Here is an 18,050-nt window from a genome sequence, read left to right on the forward strand (position 1 = left end):
GGGAAGCTTGATTCCGGTTTGCCCGGCATGCTACAATCCATCTCATCACACGCTTCAGAAAACTCTATTTCGTCAGACGGTTACAATGCCGCTTGTTCCATTATAGCGGTTTGATGATTTTTTGCACGTACAAGTGAAAAAACGGATGGCAGGAGGGCCGAAAATGAATCAAGCCGTTCGCGGCATCCACGATGAGATCAGAAGAAGCGCAATAGGGGCAATCCCGTTTGTCCGATTTATGGAATTGGCGTTGTACCACCCCGATTACGGCTATTATATGTCGGAAAAAGTGAAAGTAGGCAAGGAAGGCGATTTTTATACGAGTGCCACGGTGCATCCGGTGTTTGCCGAAACCCTGGCTGATGCGATCATCCGCATCTGGCAGGAGGAAGGATACAGCCGGCCTGCACTGGTCGAGATCGGCGGCGGCACCGGGATCCTGATGAAGCATCTGGCGGCCCGCATATACGAGGCCGCGCCGCTGCTGGCCGACAGGATGCGGCTGGTAATGATTGAGTCCAGCCCGTATCACCGCGAATGCCAGCGCCAGGCGTTGGCCGGCTGCCAGGCGGACGTCGTCTGGTATGCCGCTGTGGAAGAAGCGGTGCAGTCGGAAGCGATCGAAGGGGTCATCCTGTCCAATGAGTGGTTCGACGCCTTTCCGGTTCATCTGGTGAAGCGGCAAGCGGCTGGCTGGACGGAAGCAGGGGTGACCTGGGACGAAGGGGAAGGATGCCTGAAGTGGATGGATTTGCCTGCATTGACGCCGGAGGCGGCGGACTACCTGGCAGAAGAAAAACTGGCCCTCCCGACCGGGATGCAGCTGGAGATCAATCTGGGGATGCGCCGGGCGATCCACGAGGTGTCCCGAATGCTCGTGCGGGGGTATGTTATCACCATCGATTACGGCGGTCTGCAGGATGAGCTGTACTCTGCCCGCCGGATGAGCGGAACGCTCCAATGCTACTACCGGCACCGGGCCCATGACGATCCCCTCGTTTTCGTCGGGGAACAGGACATCACAGCCCACGTCAATTTTTCGGCGCTGATGAAGTGGGGGGAGGAGGCCGGGCTGGTCCCTGTCTCGTTGGAGAGTCAAAGCCAGTTTTTGGTCAAGGCGGGGATTTTGCAAAAGCTGCGGGAACATCAAGACACCAACCCTTTTACCAGCGAGGCGATGCGCAGCAATCAGGCGATTCGGCAGTTGATCAGCCCGGATGGCATGGGAGGGACATTCCGGGTGCTGACACAAAAAAAAGATGCTCGTTAGGAGCATCCTTTTTTCTTTGCCTACGCCCTACATCAGCAGCAGGGAGAGGGATTGTTCGCCTGCACCTGCTGGCGGCATTACGAAGAATGTATAATATGTGAAACCGACAAACGAAAAGAACATGAACCCGAAGAAAATTTGTAAGTACGCTCGTTCGGTTAATTTCATATAGCTTAATGACAGGAAAATGGCAGTTAAACCGAAGAACAGAAGTGACATCTTCATAAGCCCGCCCCAGTAGGCCATAATGGCGATTACCAATGTCCAGAAGCTGAGTACACGATACATGCGATCCATTTGTATCCCCCCTTTACGGCAGCGATGAATAGCGGATAGATTTCCTTCCTCATTATAAAGGACACTATGTCCTGTGTAAACCAGAACGTATGGCGGTTTGATGACAACGGACGGAAGCGCCGCGGCTACCGCCCGAATGGCTTTTGAATCCGCACCAGCGTGTAATTGCAGGATCTGCAGCCGCTGATGAACGAGTCTTCTTCTTGTAGTTCAATCTCCCCAAAGTACACCTCAAATATTCCGGTCAGCATCGAATTATGCATCTTGCAGACGAGCGTGGGGAACCGCTTGGCCGAGTCGAGGAACGTGCAGTTGTGGATGCGAAAGCATATCTGGTCCTCGCCGCGCACATGGATTTCCGGGTTCAACCCTTGTGCGAGGATCAGGCGGTGAATGTGGTCCAGCGCTTGTTCAAAGGACATGCTGCGCGGATCGAGGCTGTCAGCCAGCAGCGCCTGTTTGGCCGCTTCGGTCCCCATTCGCCGCCCGATGCTTATCATGGCCTGTTCACCCACGTCTCCCAGTGACATCAGGCTTTCGATGGCGATGTTGGCAAGCATTTGGTAATCGCGCGGCGGAAACTGCAAGCTGACGACTTGATCAGAGAGAGAATAGAGCCGGCTGGGACGGCCGCCCTTTCCCGATTTATCAGAAGTGGATTGCAGCAGGTTGACGTCTTCCAACTTGCCGAGATGCAAGCGGGAAACGTTGGGATGGATGGAAAAATGCTCGGCTACCTCTTGCACGGTTACAGCTTGACCGCGGGAGGCGATAAAACGGTAAATGGCGAAACGGGTGGGGTCGGCTAGCGTACTCGTCAGTTTTTGAGTATTGTTGTCCATGAGCTACCCCCTTGTTTTCAATTTCGCTTATTAGTGTAGCTGATTTTACGCGGATTGTTAAGCTTGAAACTGTTTTGGGAAACAAAACAAAAAGATAATTAATATATTAAACACTATTGACATAGTGTTTATAGGAGTCATATAATTTACTTGAAAAAAGTAAGGGATGAACCTTATCATATTTACTTCTGGATAGGAGGGGTTGTCATGGGAAAAAGTATGAACAAGGAAAAGCTGACTTTCTATACATATCCGAGCTGTACATCATGCCGGAAAACCAAGGCATGGCTGAAGGAAAACAATGTGGCGTACGAGGAGCGCCATCTCTTTAGGGATCCGCCCACTCCCCGGGAGCTGCTCGAGATCATCAAAATGACCAACAACGGAACGGACGAAATTTTGTCGACCCGCAGCCAAAAGTTTAAACAGCTGGAATTTGACATTAACGAAATGACCGTATCGGAGCTGCTCGACTTTCTCAGTGTAGAGCCTCGCCTGTTGAAGCGGCCGATCCTGACCGACGGAGAAAACGTCATCATCGGCTACAACCAATCCGCCATGAAATCGCTGTTGGCGTAAAGCCAATGTACCGCGCGAACAGCGCGGTTTTTTATGTCTCTCCTGCAAAAAGCTAGCTAGTCTGCCCAAAGAGTCAAAATAGAGTCCCTTCCCGTTTAAAGCACATGGGGCTTGGAGATACTTTTCTAGTAGAAAGAGATTCTATGAGAGTAGGGAAAAGCATAGAATGAAGTACATTAACCTCAATGGCAAACGGGAGGGACGTTCTATATGGTAGCTTCAAGACAGGATGCATGGACAGAAGATGACGATTTGGTGCTTGCAGAAGTCACGCTCCGCCACATTCGCGAGGGCGGAACTCAACTTGCGGCTTTTGAAGAGGTAGGCCAGCGGTTGGGCAGGACGGCTGCAGCTTGCGGTTTTCGCTGGAACAGCGCGGTCAGGAAGCGGTATGAGGCGGCCATTGCGATCGCCAAAAGCCAGCGGCAGCAGTTGAAAAAAATTGGCAGGGTGGCGGTACATACAGAATTTGCCGAAGAACAGGATACGTTAAAACCGCTGTCCAAGGGAACGGCAGCGTCATCCGCAAAGAATAACGAGGAAGAGCAGATTGAAGCGGCGATACGTGTATTAATGAACCAAAAGGAAATCATCCGTCGACTCAAACAGCTGGAACGAGAGCTTGAAGACAAGGAACGGGAGGTCAACGAACTAAAGGAACAGAACAGCAAATACAAGAAAGAACTGGAAGGCGTTCAGGGAGTAAACGACGATTACAAAGCACTCATCCAAATCATGGAGAGGGCGCGGAAGCTGGCCTTTTTGCAAGAAGAGGAGGCGGGCGCAAAACCGGTATTTAAGATGGATGAAAATGGAAACCTTGAACGTGTCGAATAAGCTTGCAGACAGCAAAAAGACCCGAGAGACCGGGTCTTTTTTCATGTCGGTTCAGTCTTGCAAACCAACGCCTTCGGGCAGCCAGACGTAAGGGTTTTCGCCGCGGTCGCGAATCGGGTTGTACTTGACCGGGGTAAATCCCATCTTGGTCCAAAATTCGTCAGCCCGGCAGCGCGAGTTGGTTTTAATCGGAGAGCCGAAGCTTTTCGCATGGTTCACCAGCGCCGTGCCAAAGTCTTTGCCTCGATAATCCGGCAGCACTTCCAGTTTCCACAATTCGTAGTAATCCTGGGCAGGGCTGAAATAACGGTCGTACTTGCTGTCTATTTTATACAGACTCATGCGGGCAACCAGCCGATTGCCGTAATAAATGCCGTAAAACGGAGAATCGGAATCGTTTTCGACGATGTTGGCTTCCAGGTCCTCTTTCATCGACAATTCTTCCAGGCCGAATTCACGAAATTTCTGGAATTCCTCAAGCGTCTTGTAGTTAATGCGCAACCGTTCTACTTCATACATCGATCATGCACTCCTCCCGAACCAGTCCTTCAGTGGTATCCTCTTCTATTATACACGAATGATGTGACAATTTCTCCAATGAGTTGCAAAGGAAACACTGGAAGGAAATGTTATTGTCATGGTGCACACAATTTCAAATTTTCTGCTAGAACAATTCCCGAAGAAATGGCAAAATAGGTGATAGCAAGGTAAAGAAGGGAGAGTCGCCATGCAAAAAGTGTTGATCGCCAACCGCGGAGAGATTGCCCGCCGGATCATCCGAACATGCCGCAAGCAGGGAGTAGCTGCGGTAGCCGTATACTCCGACGCGGACAAGGAAATGCCGTTTGTGCGGGAAGCGGACGAGGCTCTGCATATCGGACCGCCGCCCGTGGCCCAGAGTTATTTAAATATTGACGCCATGATAAAAGCGGCCCAGACAGCCGGAGCGGATGCCATTCATCCCGGTTACGGGCTGCTGTCGGAAAACGCTGTATTTGCCGAGCGCTGCACGGCAGCGGGATTGACCTTTATCGGGCCGCCTGCCGGCGTGATTGCGAGTATGGGCGATAAGGTGACAGCGAGGCGGATTATGCGCGAAGCCGGCGTGCCGGTCGTTCCCGGATTTGAAGGGCAGCTGGAGACAGCGGAGGAAGCGGTCGCCAAAGCGCAGGGACTCGGCTACCCTTTGATGTTGAAAGCGAGTGCGGGCGGCGGCGGAATCGGCATGCAGGTCGTGCGCGACGACGAAGAGCTGCGCCGCGCGTTTCAATCTGCCAAGGGACGGGCCAAGGCCTATTTTGGCAACGATACGATGTTCCTGGAGAAATACGTGGAAAACCCCCGCCACATCGAAGTGCAGATAGCCGCCGACCAGCATGGCAACTGCCTTCATCTGCTGGAGCGGGAATGCTCGATCCAGCGCCGCCATCAGAAAGTGGTGGAGGAGAGCCCATCCCCGTTTCTCGATCAGGAAACGCGCGAAAAAATCTGCCGGGCCGCCGTTGAAGCTGCGCGCGCTGTAGCGTATACCGGTGTGGGGACCGTCGAGTTCATCATGGACGAGCAAAAAAAGTTTTACTTTTTGGAGATGAACACGCGCCTGCAGGTCGAACATCCGGTAACGGAAGAGATGACCGGACTCGATCTGGTGGCGATCCAGTTGGATATTGCCCGCGGTTTGCCGATCCCGCTGAAACAGGAGGACGTCAAAGCGCTTCGCCACGCGATTGAGCTGCGCGTTTACGCCGAGGACCCGCAGACGTTTATGCCGTCGCCGGGCCGGATCGTCAGGTACCAGCCCCCGGTCATGCCGCATGTGCGAATCGACGATGGGGTAGAAGCGGGCATCCAGGTTTCTCCGTTCTACGATCCGATGATCGCCAAGGTGATCGTCAGCGGTACGACGCGCGGCGAAGCCGTTGCGAGAGCTGCAGAAGCGCTGGCGGCGTATCAGATCGACGGGATCAAGACCAACCTGCCGTTTTTGCAGGAAGTATTGGCTGATGCGGATTTTCAAGCCGGCGATTACACGACACAGTTCATTGAGCGAAAAAACAGTAAAAGGAGCGTTGGGCAATGAAAAACATCACAGCCAACATGGCGGGCACAGTCTTGAGCCTGCTTGTCCAGGCAGGAGATACGGTCAGCAGCGGACAAGACGTCATCCTGCTGGAGTCAATGAAAATGGAAGTGCCGATTCAGGCGCAGGCAGATGGCAAAATCGCGGAAGTAAAGGTAAGCGCCGGCGATTTTGTCAATGAAGGCGACGTCATTCTTGTCCTGGAGTAATTTTGCGTCAATTCTGAGCGGCCGCTAGGTTTGCCGGAGGAGGTAGCGAAATGGATGTGCGCATCGTCGAAGTAGGCCCCCGCGACGGCCTGCAAAACGAAACGGCTGTCGTGCCGACAAACGTCAAGATCGAGCTGATCAACCGCTTGTCGCAAGCGGGCTTGCGCTTTATTGAAGCCAGTTCGTTCGTCGATCCGAGGTGGATTCCGCAGCTGGCCGACGCAGCCGAGGTGCTGGGCGGCATCGCCAGGCAGCCGGGGGTTGCCTACAGCGCGCTCGTGCCCAACCTTCGCGGTCTGGAGCGGGCCCGGGGGACGGCACTTGCGGAAATTGCCGTGTTCATGTCGGCCAGCGAGAGCCACAACAGGAAAAATATCAACAAATCGATCGCCGAGACATATCCGGTCCTGGAAGAGGTGGTGCAGGAGGCGAAACGCATGGGTTTGCGCGTGCGCGGCTACGTCTCGACCGTGTTCGGCTGCCCCTACGAAGGAGATGTGCCTGTCTCGGCAGCGGTGAAAGTGACGGAGCGGCTGCTAAACATGGGTGTCTACGAAGTATCGATCGGGGATACGATCGGGGTGGCGACTCCCAAACAGGTCCGGGAAAAATTTGCCGTCCTGGTGAAAGCGTTTACTCCCGGACGGCTGGCTGCCCACTTCCACGACACCCGCGGCACTGGTCTGGCCAACGTCACAGCCGCACTGGATGAGGGGATTTGCACCTTTGACAGTTCGCTCGGCGGATTGGGCGGCTGTCCCTATGCACCGGGGGCGGCAGGCAACATCTCGACCGAAGATCTGGTTTACCTGCTTCACGGGATGGGGTATCGCACCGGCGTCGATCTGGAGCGGCTGGCGGAAGCGGGCCAGTACATCCAAAGCCGCCTGGGGCGACAGCTGCCTTCCAGGATGCTGCAGGCCCATTGTGCGGCCAAACGGACAAGTGAGGGAGGAGACTCTTCATGGCGATAACCCTGCAAAGAGAGGAGCAGGTCGGCATCCTGACGATCGAGCGGCCGGAAGTGCACAACTGTCTCAATCTTGAGACAGTGCAAATGCTGCGGCAGCAGGTGAGTCAACTGAGCGCGGATCGGGATGTGCGAGTGGTGATCGTCACCGGTGCGGGCGACAAGGCGTTTTGCGCCGGAGCGGACTTGAAGGAGCGGCGGACGATGAGCGAATCGCAGGTGCGAGTGTTTATCCGCGCCATTCGCGATGCCTTCAGCGAACTGGAACGCCTGCCTCAACCGGTTATTGCCGCGATCAACGGAGCAGCCTTTGGCGGCGGGACGGAGCTGGCGCTGGCCTGTGATCTGCGGGTGATGAGCGAGACCGCGCAAATGGGCCTGACGGAAACGTCGCTCGGCATCATTCCTGGCGCGGGCGGAACCCAGCGGCTGCCGCGGCTGGTGGGAAAAGGGAAGGCGAAAGAGCTGATTTTCACTGCCCGGCGGATCACGGCGCGCGAAGCCTTGGCCATCGGCTTGGTCAACCGCGTCGTTCCGGCGGGGCAAGTGCTTTCGGCTGCCCTGACGCTGGCGAAAGAGATCGCCATGAACGCGCCGATCGCGTTGGAACAGGCCAAATACGCCATCGACTACGGCATGGAGACAGACCTGGCGACAGGCCTCGCAATCGAGAGCAGCGCCTACCAGGTCACGATTCCGACCAAGGATCGCCTGGAAGGCCTTGCCGCATTCCAGGAAAAGCGGAAGCCGGTATACCGCGGCGAATAAAGAGAAAGAGGAGGGTCCAGATGAGCAAACAATGGGAGGAGACGCTTCGCGAGCGGATCGCACAAGTGGAGCGGGGCGGAGAGCAAAAATACCACGAGAAGCTGAAGGAGCAGAACAAGCTGTTTGTTCGCGACCGGCTGACCTTGTTGTTCGATGATGAGTTTATGGTAGAAGACGGCCTGTTCGCCAATTTCCTCGCCAAAGACCTGCCGGCTGACGGCGTGGTCACCGCGATTGGTCGGGTGAACGGACAGACCGTCTGTGTCATGGCCAACGATTCCACCGTCAAAGCAGGATCATGGGGTTCGCGTACGGTGGAAAAAATCATCCGCATCCAGGAGACGGCCGAAAAAATGCGCGTGCCGCTGATCTATCTCGTCGATTCGGCAGGCGCCCGCATTACGGATCAGCTGGACATGTTCCCCGGCCGGCGCGGAGCGGGACGAATTTTTTACAACCAGGTGAAGCTGTCTGGAAAAATTCCGCAAATCTGCATCCTGTTTGGGCCATCTGCAGCGGGCGGGGCTTATATCCCCGCTTTTTGCGACATCGTGATCATGGTGGAGCAGAACGCCAGCATGTACTTGGGTTCGCCCCGGATGGCGGAGATGGTCATCGGGGAAAAAGTGTCGCTCGAGGAATTAGGCGGCGCCCGGATGCACTGTACGGTGAGCGGCTGCGGGGATGTGCTGGCGGCGAGCGAGGAAGAAGCGATTCAGGCGGCCCGCCGTTACCTGGCGTTTTTTCCGGCCAACTACACGGAGCAGCCCCCGGCCGCGGCAGCGAAACCACCGAGTCCGCAAGCGAAGGACCCGGCGTCGATCGTCCCGGAAAACCAAAACGCGCCTTTCAACATGTACGACTTTATCGACGCCCTGATCGACGAAGGCTCATTCTTTGAGGTGAAAAAGCTGTTTGCACCGGAACTGATTACCGGACTGGCGCGGCTCGACGGCAAACCGGTCGGCATTATCGCCAACCAACCGCGGGTGAAGGGCGGAGTTCTGTTCGTCGATTCCGCTGACAAGGCGGCGCGCTTCATCAATTTGTGCGACGCTTTCCACATCCCGCTGCTCTTCCTCGCAGACGTCCCCGGGTTTATGATCGGCACCGCGGTAGAGAGGGCAGGCATCATCCGCCACGGAGCGAAGATGATCTCGGCGGTGTCGGAGGCTACCGTGCCGAAAATCTCTGTGATCGTCCGCAAAGCTTACGGGGCTGGGCTGTACGCAATGGCAGGCCCGGCGTTTGAGCCGGATGCGTGTCTGGCGCTTCCGGGAGCGCAGATTGCCGTGATGGGACCCGAAGCAGCCGTGAATGCCGTGTACAGCAACAAGATCCAGGCGATTGAAGATCCCAAGGAGCGGCAGGCGTTTATCATGGAGCAGCGCCGTTTGTATCAAGAGGACATCGACATTTACCTCTTGGCCTCCAATCTGATCGTCGACGGCATCGTCGCCCCCGGGCATTTGCGCGAAGAACTGATCAGCCGCTATCAGGTGTACAGCAGCAAAGCGCAGCGTTTTACCGACCGCAAGCATCCCGTCTACCCGGTATAGAGCCAAAAACCATTTTCCACCGCCGCCATTTTTTGGTATGCTAATACTATCTCTTACATCATTCGGAGGATTCTCGTATGCACCTGGTCGTAATTGGCGGCGGTTCAGTCGGAATGCTGCTGGCGGGACGGCTGCAGCTCGGCGGGCAGACGGCTGTCTTGCTGACGCGCGGCGAAGAACAGGCGGAGCGGCTGAAGCGCGAGCTGCTGACGATCCATACCTTGTCAGGCGAGTGTTTGCAGACGCCGGTTGCGGCATGTGCCTTTTCAGACCCGCTTCCTGCCGCGGACTGTTACCTCTTGGCCGTAAAACAGCCGGTTCTTCCCGACCTGTTGCCGGCATTGGCGAAGCTGCCTGATACGGCTCGGGTCGTTGCGCTGCAAAACGGGATGGGGCATGAAGAACTGCTCCGTTCCGTCATCCCGTCAGAACGCCTTTTTTTCGCCGTGAACACAGAAGGAGCCAAGCGATTGTCTCCGGTTGAAGTGGCACATACCGGCCGCGGCAGGCTGCGCCTGGGACCGTGGCGAAAACGTGCCTTCCGAGACCCGCTCATCGCTGATTTAGTCAAATTGCTGTCTGCGTGCGCCATCGATGCTGAGTACGTTGACGAAGCGTCCGGGCTTATGTGGCGGAAATTACTGGCGAACGCCTGCATCAACCCGCTCACGGCATTATTTGAAGTTCACAACGGGATGCTCGTGCAGTCTCCGTCATTGACGTCCCTCATGCGCCAATTGTTCAGGGAGGCGGCAGATGTTGCAAATGCAGCGGGACAAAAAATCACTGAGAAAGATTGGCAGGAGATTGTAACCATTTGCCGAAATACATTCCGAAATGATTCTTCGATGTTGCAGGATTTGCGGCACGGCAAGCCTACTGAGATTGAATCGATCAGCGGCTACATCGTGGGCAAGGGGACAGAAAACGGCATTTCGACACCACTTCATGAGACTTTGCGCCGTGCCGTACTCCTCAAGCAAACTGTGCACCGGGGAGAGGGAGGGGCGTCGCATGGGGATTCTGGCTAGCGTTTGGGGCATTTTCACCACCATACCTTTTGTAGGGTTTGTCTTGGTGTACCTGATCGTTTACGCTGTGAAGAGCGATCGGCGCCGCGCTCTCAGCTGGTCGATTAATATTACGAATATTTTCTTAATTCATGCCATCCTCGTCCTGCACGCGCAAAACTGGCCCGAAGCCTGGTCCGCATGGTGGGGAATCCTTTTGCTGTTCGCCGGTTTGGCGGGGCTCTTGGGCTATCTGCAAATGCGGCTGAGAGGTTCTGTTTCGATTCGTAAAATCGGGTTTTCCACGTGGCGGCTCTCCTTTCTCATCTTATGCGTTGCCCATGTGTTCTTATTTAGTGCCGGCCTGTGGAAGACCATGCAAAGTGTATAAGTTGAGGGGGTGATACTGATGAACCATCCAATACATACAATCGGTCAAAAAATCCGAATGTTTCGCAAGGAAAAGGGATTTACCCTGGAGGTATTGGCAGATAAGACAGGACTTAGCAAAGGGCTGCTCAGCCAGGTGGAGCGGGGCATTTCCCAGCCGTCACTCGATTCGCTGTGGAAGATCACCCGTGCCTTGGAAGCTTCATTTGCGCAATTTTTTGAGGAGTTGGACCAAAAACGCGTCTACCACATTTACAAAGAGAAGCGCAGAGAAATGTTGTTACCGGAATCCACCGGTTCTTATTCCCTGCTCTCCAAGGGCGGAAACGCCAAGCTTGGCTTGATTGAAGTCCGCCTGCAGCCGGGAGATGTGGCGCGAGACCGCTTCGCTTTGCAGGAGGGGGAAGAGTGCCTGGTTGTGACCAAAGGAACGGTAGAAGTGAAAGCAGGTGAAGACATCTTTACCCTCAAGACTGGAGACAGCCTTCACATAGACAGCATACAGCAGCGAGTCATCTCCAATCAGGGGGAGGAAGAAGCGATTGTTTTGTGGGCCGTGACGCCGCCTCAATTGTAAACCTTTGGAACTGACGAGCTGCAGCTGCAGCTCTTTTTCTTTGGTCAGAACTGTTTGCTTGAAAAAAACCGCAATCAAACTTATAATTATTCACTAACATTAAACGAAGGGGAATTGTATGCCTGGTGTAAAAAAACCTCATGTTTTGCAAGCTGTTTTGCCGCTGTTGTTGCTGGTCGTAACGGCAGCATTTTCCATCCTCCGCTGGAAGGCGGGGATGTACGTTCCGTTAATTGCCGGGATTACTGCCACTGCGCTGCTAGGGATCTATCTCGGGTATTCGTGGAAACAACTCGAAACGTTCATGAGCGAAGGGGTTTCCCGGGCGCTTGTCGCCTTTTTTATGCTCTTTATTATCGGAGCCATTTGCGGCACATGGATTTTAAGCGGAGTCATTCCTACCTTGATCTATTATGGGTTGGCGATTATCAACCCGAGTATTTTCGTGCCCGCCGTCGCCCTGACCACAGGCATTTTAGCCATTGCGACAGGCAGTTCCTTTACGTCCATTGCTACCGTTGGCTTGGCCTTCATGGCAGTCGGACAAGGCATGGGATTTCCTCCCGCACTGATTGCCGGGGCGGTGATATCCGGAGCGTATCTGGGCGACAAGATATCCCCTCTGTCCGATACGACCAACGTGGCGCCGGCGATGGTCGACACCGATCTCTTCAGCCATGTGCGGCATATGATGTGGGATACCATCCCCGCCTTTGCCATCTCGCTGGCGCTGTATTGGTTCCTGGGGATGAAATACGCAGGGAATACGGCCCATTTAGAGCAGGTGGACCAGGTGATGGACGCCCTCAAGCAGACCTTTAACATCCAGCCTCTGCTGCTCTTGCTGCCTGTATTGACGATCGTCATCATGGTCAAACGGCTGCCGGCAGTTCCTTCTCTGCTGCTCGTCAGTCTGTTGGGCGGAATTGCAGCAATGATTTTTCAAGGAAGTACGATCACCGATGTGATCCAGGCTTTGACCAACGGCTACACCGGGAAGTCCGGCGTTGCGACCCTCGATTCGCTCCTGCAGCAGGGCGGGATTACTTCGATGTTTCAGACGGTCGGCCTCTTGCTGCTGGCGACTGCACTCGGGGGAATTCTCGAAGGCACGGGAGTATTCAAAGCTGTTTTGGAGTCGATCATCAAGCGGGCTCGTACGACAGGGTCCCTGATCTTGTCTACGGTCGTCTCGACTCTGGTTATCGCATTTGCCAGCGGCGCCCAATTTCTGGCTATCATTCTGCCCGCCCGGGCCTTCGCAGGCACGTACAAGGAGCGCGGATTGGATACGAAGAATCTGTCGCGATGCGTTGAAGCTGCCGGGACGGTTGGGATTAACCTCGTGCCGTGGAGCGTCCCTGCTGTATTTGCCGCGAACATGCTTGGGGTCAGCCCAATGGAATTCATTCCGTACATCTTTTTTGCCTTCCTCGTCCCGCTGTTCAATGTGATTTACGGCTACACCGGGTTCTCGATCGCGAAGAAGACGTATCCGGAAACGGCTCGTCCCGCAAACGCCAAAGCAGATCTGACATAGGCGGAACATTGTTTGACAAAGGAGTAAGCAGATGGAAAAGGATCAAGTTATCGTAAAAGTGATCGGAACGGCGCAAGACGCCGGGATCCCGCATATACACTGCCGCTGCGAACACTGCCGGCGGGCTTGGGAGCAGCCCCAGCTCAGGCGTTACCCCGCAGCGCTGGCTGTGATTGTTCCGGGAAATCAAACCTGGCACTTGATTGATGCGACACCCGACATCGCCAGCCAAATGGAAGTAGTCAGAAGCGCTTTCCCTGCGCTTGGACTGATGAACAGCGTCGTGCTGACGCATGCCCATCTCGGCCATTACACGGGATTGATGTACCTGGGGCGGGAAGCCATGGCAACGAAAGGCGTACCCGTCTATGCCGGGAGCAAAATGGCCGATACGCTCCGCACGAACGTCCCCTGGAAACAATTGGTGGACCTTGAGAATATCAGCATCACCACGATTTTTGCGGGACAGACTTTTGAACTGGATACCGATCTGCTCGTCACCCCGTTGGAGGTTCCGCATCGGAATGAATACTCGGAGACGTTTGGGTTTATTTTTTCCGGGAGGAACAAGCGGCTGCTGTATATTCCGGACATCGACCGGTGGGAGCTGTGGGATCAAGATCTGCGGGAGCTCGTGGCCAGTGTCGACTACTGCTTGCTGGATGCGACCTTTTACTCCGAAGCGGAGCTCGCTGCCCGCGGCAGGGATTACCGCGAAATACCTCACCCCTGCCTGACGGCAACGATGGAGTTGCTGCAGGATACGGTAAAAGCGGCAGGAACAAAAGTGTATTTTACCCACTTCAATCACACCAATCCCGTCGTCGATCCCGAACATCAGGTGCGGGATGCGATCAAGGAGAACGGATTTTTCATCGCCGAAGAGGGAATGGAGTTTTTCCTCTAATACGCAACCCCCAAAAAAGCAAGTCAGCCGATTTCAGCAGGTTGACTTGTTTTTCGCTGCTTGGTGACATGATATAATGCGAGGGTAAGCACGAGAGGAAAGAAGGAGCACATATGGACATTCAAAGCGTCTCATTGCCGCTTTCGAACAGGCTGGCAGACGATTATTTGCGCGGCGACTCGAAAGCCGCTTCATTCTTTACGTATTTGCCCTATGAAGAAGAATCGTACCGCCAGCGGCTAAACTGGCTTCGCAGACAGCCCTGCCCCCATCGGGAACAGCTGGCCGATGGCCTCCTTGCCTATAACCGCCAATTGGAGAACGACGCCGAGGTGTTTCGTCAGATCGAAAAACTGAGACATTCAGATACATATGTCGTGATCGGAGGGCAGCAGGCAGGTGTCATGACCGGACCGCTTTATACGATCCACAAGGCGATTACCCTGATTCAAACCGCTCGCCATCTGCAGGATCTGCTGCAGGTGGAAATCGTGCCTGTCTTTTGGATCGCCGGAGAAGATCACGACCTCGAGGAGATCAACCACCTCTACTACGGGACGCAGGAGCAGCAGCTAAAAAAGCTCAAGCTGGCGATCAAACAGCGGGGCAGGTTCTCCGCAAGCATGCTGCCGGTAGCTTCAGAAGAGATGATTCGCTATGCAGACCAGTTTTTGGCCGTGCATCCCGAGACCGACGCGACTGCTTCCCTGCGCCGGCTGCTGCACGAGACGGCGGAGCGCGCCAGTACGCTGGTCGAGTGGTTTTCGCTGTTGATGGCCCGGTTGTTCGGCAAACACGGTTTGGTTCTCGTCGAGTCCTCCTCGCCGTTTATCCGCTCCATCCAGCAGCCTGTGTTTCGGCATTTCATTGAGCAGCCCGAGAGAATGGCCGAATTGCTCCAGGAGGCAGAGCGCGGCATCCGCCTGGCTGGCTATGAACCGCAACTGGAGCTCCCTGATCGCGGGGCCAATCTGTTTTTGTACGAAGCAGGGGAACGCTTACTTCTGGAGTATGAGGACGGCCGCTTCTCGACCAAAGACGGGAGAAATTCGTACAGCCGCGAGCAGCTGCTCGGCCTGCTGGAGACAGAGCCGGAGAGATTCAGCGCGAACGTGGTGACACGGCCGCTCAGTCAGGAACACATCTTTCCCACCCTGGCGTTTGCAGGCGGACCGGGAGAGATCGCCTACTGGGCCTTCTACAAGAAATGCTTTGCCGCTCTGGGCTATCAACTGCCGATTGTTCTCCCGCGCACGTCCATCACCCTGGTCGACCGGACGATTGAGCGCAGCATGCAGCAGTTCGGGCTGGGGATCGAGACGGTCATGAGCGGGTTTCGGGAATGGCAGGATGACTGGCTGGCCAGTCTGCAGAAGGATGGACTCGCCGAACAATTTGGCCGCACCAGGAAAAAGATGGAGGACCTGTACCGCCCTCTGCTGGAAGACGTGGTTCGCTTCGATGCCGGCCTGAGCGGGCTGGCAGACAAGAACCTGGAGCTGCTGCTCTCCCAGGTAGATTTTTTGGAAAAGCGGGTACAGCAATCGCTGCTTCGCCGTCACGAGGTATCGGTAAACCGGCTGAAGCGAATCGAGGCTGCCCTCATTCCCGAAGGCATCTGGCAGGAGAGGGTCTATTCGGTCTTTAGCTTCATGAACAAGTACGGACTTGACTTCGTCGATCGGCTGGTGGCTGCGCCGCTTGCGTTTGGCCCTGAACACAAGGTGGTCTACCTCTAATACTGACATGGGAAGGGAGCGGAAAGCTCTCTTTTTTTTGGGCGGGTTTCCAGCGACATACGCTTCTTTGCGGCCCCCTTTTCGGGAAGGCTTTGAACAAGGTGAAAGAGGAGGATTGCCATGAAAGAAGCGCTGCAAGGAAGTCTGTCTGCCCAAGAAGTCATGCAAAGTCGCCACGCTGTCCGCAGATACGTCCCGGGAGTAAGCATTCCCCAGGCGGATTTGCAGGAAATACTGGAACTGGCCGCTGCGGCGCCTTCCTCCTGGAACCTGCAGCATTGGCGTTTTCTCGTCGTGACGGAGCAGGAGAACAAGAAACGTCTTTTGCCGATCGCCTTTAACCAACAGCAAGTTGCCGACTGCTCTGCGGTCATCATCGTCCTGGGAGATCTCGAAGCGAATCGATCGGCGGAAGCGGTTTACCGCCCGATGCTGGAATCGGGAGCGATGAGTCAGCGGGCGTACGACACCCTGCTCGGCAACATTGCCGGCGCATATGCCGGCGGTCCCGAGGGGCCGCGTGACGAGGCCAATCGCAACGCCGCCCTGGCGGCCATGCAGCTGATGCTGGCGGCAAAGGCAAAGGGATATGACACTTGTCCGATGGGCGGATTTGACCGCGTCAAGATCAGGCAAGAATTGAACATCCCGGACCGCTTCTTGCCGGTGATGATGATCACGCTGGGCAAAGCGGCCGCACCTGCCCACGAAACCAGCCGTTTTCCGCTCGAGCAGCTGGTTGTCTGGGAAAAGTTTTTCTGATCGCCTGGCGAAGGCGGCAAAAAGCGGCGCTGCGGACCGGTTGCCGTACCGGTCAGCTGCGCCGCTTATCAGCTTTTCTTATAAATCCTCAAATATTTTGATCAACAGGAAAGGCAGCGTGCCGATCGCGACATAGGCGTACAGCAGCCCGTAGAAGAAAGCTTTGACGTATTTCATGGTCATTCCCTCCCGCCGTTCTAAGGATGTGGCAACCAAGACAGGAAACGATTGGTGTAACACTGGTATTGCATTATACATATATATGTGGTTTGCGGTTCCTCCAGAACGACGGCTGCCGTCTGCCGATCCTGCCGGTTAGAAGGGGGCTGGCGAAGACAAAATAGGTGAAGCGCACCCAAGCTTGTGATAAGATACTGATGAGTGTTGTTTAAGAAGGAGGCCCGTTTGACCTATGAACACAGCAGCAGATAGCATTGTAAAAGACATGTCCCTTGCCCATGGCGGCCATTTGAAAATCGATTGGGTAAAGGCGCACATGCCGGTGTTGAACCGGATCCGCGAACGCTTTGAAGCAGAAAAGCCGTTTGCCGGACTGAAAGTAGCGATTTCGCTTCACCTGGAAGCAAAGACCGCCTACCTGGCGAAAGTGGTTCAAGCCGGCGGAGCAGAAGTGACGATTACCGGATCCAACCCGCTGTCTACCCAGGACGACGTTTGTGCGGCCTTGGTCGAAGACGGCATTCGCGTGTTCGCCAAGTACAATCCGTCGCCTGAGGAATACAAGAGCCACCTGATCAAAACGCTGGAGACTCGTCCCGACCTGATCATCGACGATGGCGGAGATTTGGTGACGATCCTTCACAGCGAGCGGCGTGACCTGCTTGCACAGGTGCGCGGAGGTGCGGAAGAGACGACGACCGGCATCCTGCGACTCAAGGCGTTGGAAAAAGAAGGGAAATTGGAATTCCCGATGATGGCAGTAAATGACGCTTACTGCAAATACCTGTTTGACAATCGCTATGGAACGGGCCAGTCTGTATGGGACGGCATCAACCGGACGACCAACCTCGTCGTAGCCGGCAAAACCGTAGTTGTCACCGGTTACGGCTGGTGCGGCAAAGGCGTAGCGATGCGCGCCAAAGGTCTTGGAGCGAAAGTCATCGTGACCGAAATCGACGCGATTAAAGCAGTCGAAGCCTACATGGACGGCTTTGAAGTGATGCCGATGAGCGAAGCTGCGAAACACGGCGACTACTTCGTGACAGTGACGGGCAATCGCGACGTGATTCGCAAAGAGCACTTCGAAGTGATGAAAGACGGCGCGATTCTGTCAAATGCCGGCCATTTCGATGTCGAAGTGAACAAGGTGGAGCTGGAGGCTCTCTCGACAGCAAAGCGTGTCGTTCGCAAAGACATTGAGGAGTACACACTGGCAGGCGGCCGCAAACTCTACCTGCTGGCGGAAGGACGCCTGGTCAATCTCGCTGCGGGCGACGGACACCCGGCAGAGATCATGGATATGACCTTTGCCCTGCAAGCAGTAGGACTGGAGTACATCAATAAAAATTACCAATCGATCGGCAAACAAGTGCTGAACATGCCGTACGAGCTGGATGAGATGGTCGCTCGCTACAAGCTGGAGGCCCTTGGAATCTCAATCGACAAATTGACAGCAAAGCAAAAAGACTACCTGGACAGCTGGGTCGAATCTTAAAAAAATCTGCTGTTACATACAATCAGAAACTGATGAAAA

General features: G+C 55.1%; 19 protein-coding genes. 16 read left to right on the forward strand and 3 right to left on the reverse strand.

Annotation, left to right across the window (positions count from 1 at the left end; all coding sequences use genetic code 11):
* The first annotated feature begins 163 nt into the window (after positions 1-163).
* Positions 164-1,270, forward strand: coding sequence for a class I SAM-dependent methyltransferase (locus ACI7RC_RS00075; protein ID WP_019120727.1), 1,107 nt, complete (start codon positions 164-166; stop codon positions 1,268-1,270).
* A 27-nt stretch (positions 1,271-1,297) separates the two neighbouring features.
* On the opposite strand, the gene ACI7RC_RS00080 is transcribed toward ACI7RC_RS00075, so the two are convergent.
* Both ACI7RC_RS00080 and ACI7RC_RS00085 read right to left on the reverse strand, forming a co-directional pair.
* Positions 1,298-1,567, reverse strand: a complete 270-nt coding sequence (locus tag ACI7RC_RS00080; RefSeq protein ID WP_019120726.1) for a DUF2626 family protein — start codon at positions 1,565-1,567, stop codon at positions 1,298-1,300.
* A 125-nt stretch (positions 1,568-1,692) separates the two neighbouring features.
* Positions 1,693-2,409, reverse strand: a complete 717-nt coding sequence (locus tag ACI7RC_RS00085; RefSeq protein ID WP_019120725.1) for a helix-turn-helix transcriptional regulator — start codon at positions 2,407-2,409, stop codon at positions 1,693-1,695.
* A gap of 207 nt (positions 2,410-2,616) precedes the next feature.
* On the opposite strand from ACI7RC_RS00085, the gene ACI7RC_RS00090 reads away from it, so the two are divergent.
* Complete coding sequence (locus ACI7RC_RS00090; protein WP_019120724.1) at positions 2,617-2,988, forward strand: Spx/MgsR family RNA polymerase-binding regulatory protein; 372 nt, start codon at positions 2,617-2,619, stop codon at positions 2,986-2,988.
* 210 nt (positions 2,989-3,198) lie between these two features.
* Complete coding sequence (locus ACI7RC_RS00095; RefSeq protein WP_019120723.1) at positions 3,199-3,825, forward strand: RsfA family transcriptional regulator; 627 nt, start codon at positions 3,199-3,201, stop codon at positions 3,823-3,825.
* A gap of 51 nt (positions 3,826-3,876) precedes the next feature.
* Here the strand turns inward: ACI7RC_RS00095 and ACI7RC_RS00100 are convergent, their stop codons facing one another.
* On the reverse strand, positions 3,877-4,344 hold the full coding sequence (locus tag ACI7RC_RS00100; RefSeq protein WP_019120722.1) for an N-acetyltransferase: 468 nt from the start codon (positions 4,342-4,344) through the stop codon (positions 3,877-3,879).
* Between the two features lie 208 nt (positions 4,345-4,552).
* Between ACI7RC_RS00100 and ACI7RC_RS00105 the strand changes: the two genes are divergently transcribed.
* From ACI7RC_RS00105 to ACI7RC_RS00165, 13 genes are all read left to right on the forward strand, one after another.
* Positions 4,553-5,905, forward strand: coding sequence for an acetyl-CoA carboxylase biotin carboxylase subunit (locus tag ACI7RC_RS00105; RefSeq protein ID WP_019120721.1), 1,353 nt, complete (start codon positions 4,553-4,555; stop codon positions 5,903-5,905).
* Positions 5,902-6,114: an acetyl-CoA carboxylase biotin carboxyl carrier protein subunit gene (locus ACI7RC_RS00110; RefSeq protein WP_019120720.1), complete on the forward strand. Its 213-nt coding sequence runs from the start codon at positions 5,902-5,904 to the stop codon at positions 6,112-6,114. The genes ACI7RC_RS00105 and ACI7RC_RS00110 overlap by 4 nt, the downstream gene beginning before the upstream one ends.
* Before the next feature lie 50 nt (positions 6,115-6,164).
* Positions 6,165-7,088, forward strand: a complete 924-nt coding sequence (locus ACI7RC_RS00115; RefSeq protein ID WP_019120719.1) for a hydroxymethylglutaryl-CoA lyase — start codon at positions 6,165-6,167, stop codon at positions 7,086-7,088.
* Entirely contained in the window at positions 7,079-7,852 is a 774-nt protein-coding gene (locus ACI7RC_RS00120; RefSeq protein ID WP_019120718.1) for an enoyl-CoA hydratase, read from the forward strand. Before ACI7RC_RS00115 ends, ACI7RC_RS00120 begins: the two co-directional genes overlap by 10 nt.
* 20 nt (positions 7,853-7,872) lie before the next feature.
* On the forward strand, positions 7,873-9,411 hold the full coding sequence (locus tag ACI7RC_RS00125) for an acyl-CoA carboxylase subunit beta (RefSeq protein WP_408106196.1): 1,539 nt from the start codon (positions 7,873-7,875) through the stop codon (positions 9,409-9,411).
* A 77-nt stretch (positions 9,412-9,488) separates the two neighbouring features.
* On the forward strand, positions 9,489-10,442 hold the full coding sequence (locus tag ACI7RC_RS00130; RefSeq protein WP_408106197.1) for a ketopantoate reductase family protein: 954 nt from the start codon (positions 9,489-9,491) through the stop codon (positions 10,440-10,442).
* Entirely contained in the window at positions 10,426-10,812 is a 387-nt protein-coding gene (locus ACI7RC_RS00135; RefSeq protein ID WP_408106198.1) for a DUF3397 family protein, read from the forward strand. Before ACI7RC_RS00130 ends, ACI7RC_RS00135 begins: the two co-directional genes overlap by 17 nt.
* Before the next feature lie 18 nt (positions 10,813-10,830).
* Entirely contained in the window at positions 10,831-11,388 is a 558-nt protein-coding gene (locus tag ACI7RC_RS00140; protein WP_408106199.1) for a helix-turn-helix domain-containing protein, read from the forward strand.
* Between the two features lie 118 nt (positions 11,389-11,506).
* Positions 11,507-12,928 (forward strand): Na+/H+ antiporter NhaC, encoded by a 1,422-nt coding sequence (gene nhaC, locus ACI7RC_RS00145; protein ID WP_408106200.1) that lies wholly within the window; start codon positions 11,507-11,509, stop codon positions 12,926-12,928.
* 31 nt (positions 12,929-12,959) lie between these two features.
* On the forward strand, positions 12,960-13,835 hold the full coding sequence (locus tag ACI7RC_RS00150) for an MBL fold metallo-hydrolase (protein ID WP_408106201.1): 876 nt from the start codon (positions 12,960-12,962) through the stop codon (positions 13,833-13,835).
* 113 nt (positions 13,836-13,948) lie between these two features.
* The gene (bshC, locus tag ACI7RC_RS00155) at positions 13,949-15,574 is read left to right on the forward strand and encodes a bacillithiol biosynthesis cysteine-adding enzyme BshC (protein WP_408106202.1); all 1,626 of its coding nucleotides are present in this window, start codon (positions 13,949-13,951) and stop codon (positions 15,572-15,574) included.
* Between the two features lie 120 nt (positions 15,575-15,694).
* Complete coding sequence (locus tag ACI7RC_RS00160; RefSeq protein WP_408106203.1) at positions 15,695-16,336, forward strand: nitroreductase family protein; 642 nt, start codon at positions 15,695-15,697, stop codon at positions 16,334-16,336.
* Between the two features lie 412 nt (positions 16,337-16,748).
* Positions 16,749-18,011 carry an adenosylhomocysteinase gene (locus tag ACI7RC_RS00165; RefSeq protein ID WP_408106204.1) on the forward strand — a complete coding sequence of 421 codons (1,263 nt, stop codon included), beginning with the start codon at positions 16,749-16,751 and terminating at the stop codon, positions 18,009-18,011.
* Positions 18,012-18,050: the final 39 nt, after the last annotated feature.

Origin of the sequence: Brevibacillus sp. B_LB10_24, assembly GCF_046036945.1 — a bacterium.
Taxonomy (GTDB): Bacteria; Bacillota; Bacilli; order Brevibacillales; family Brevibacillaceae; genus Brevibacillus_C.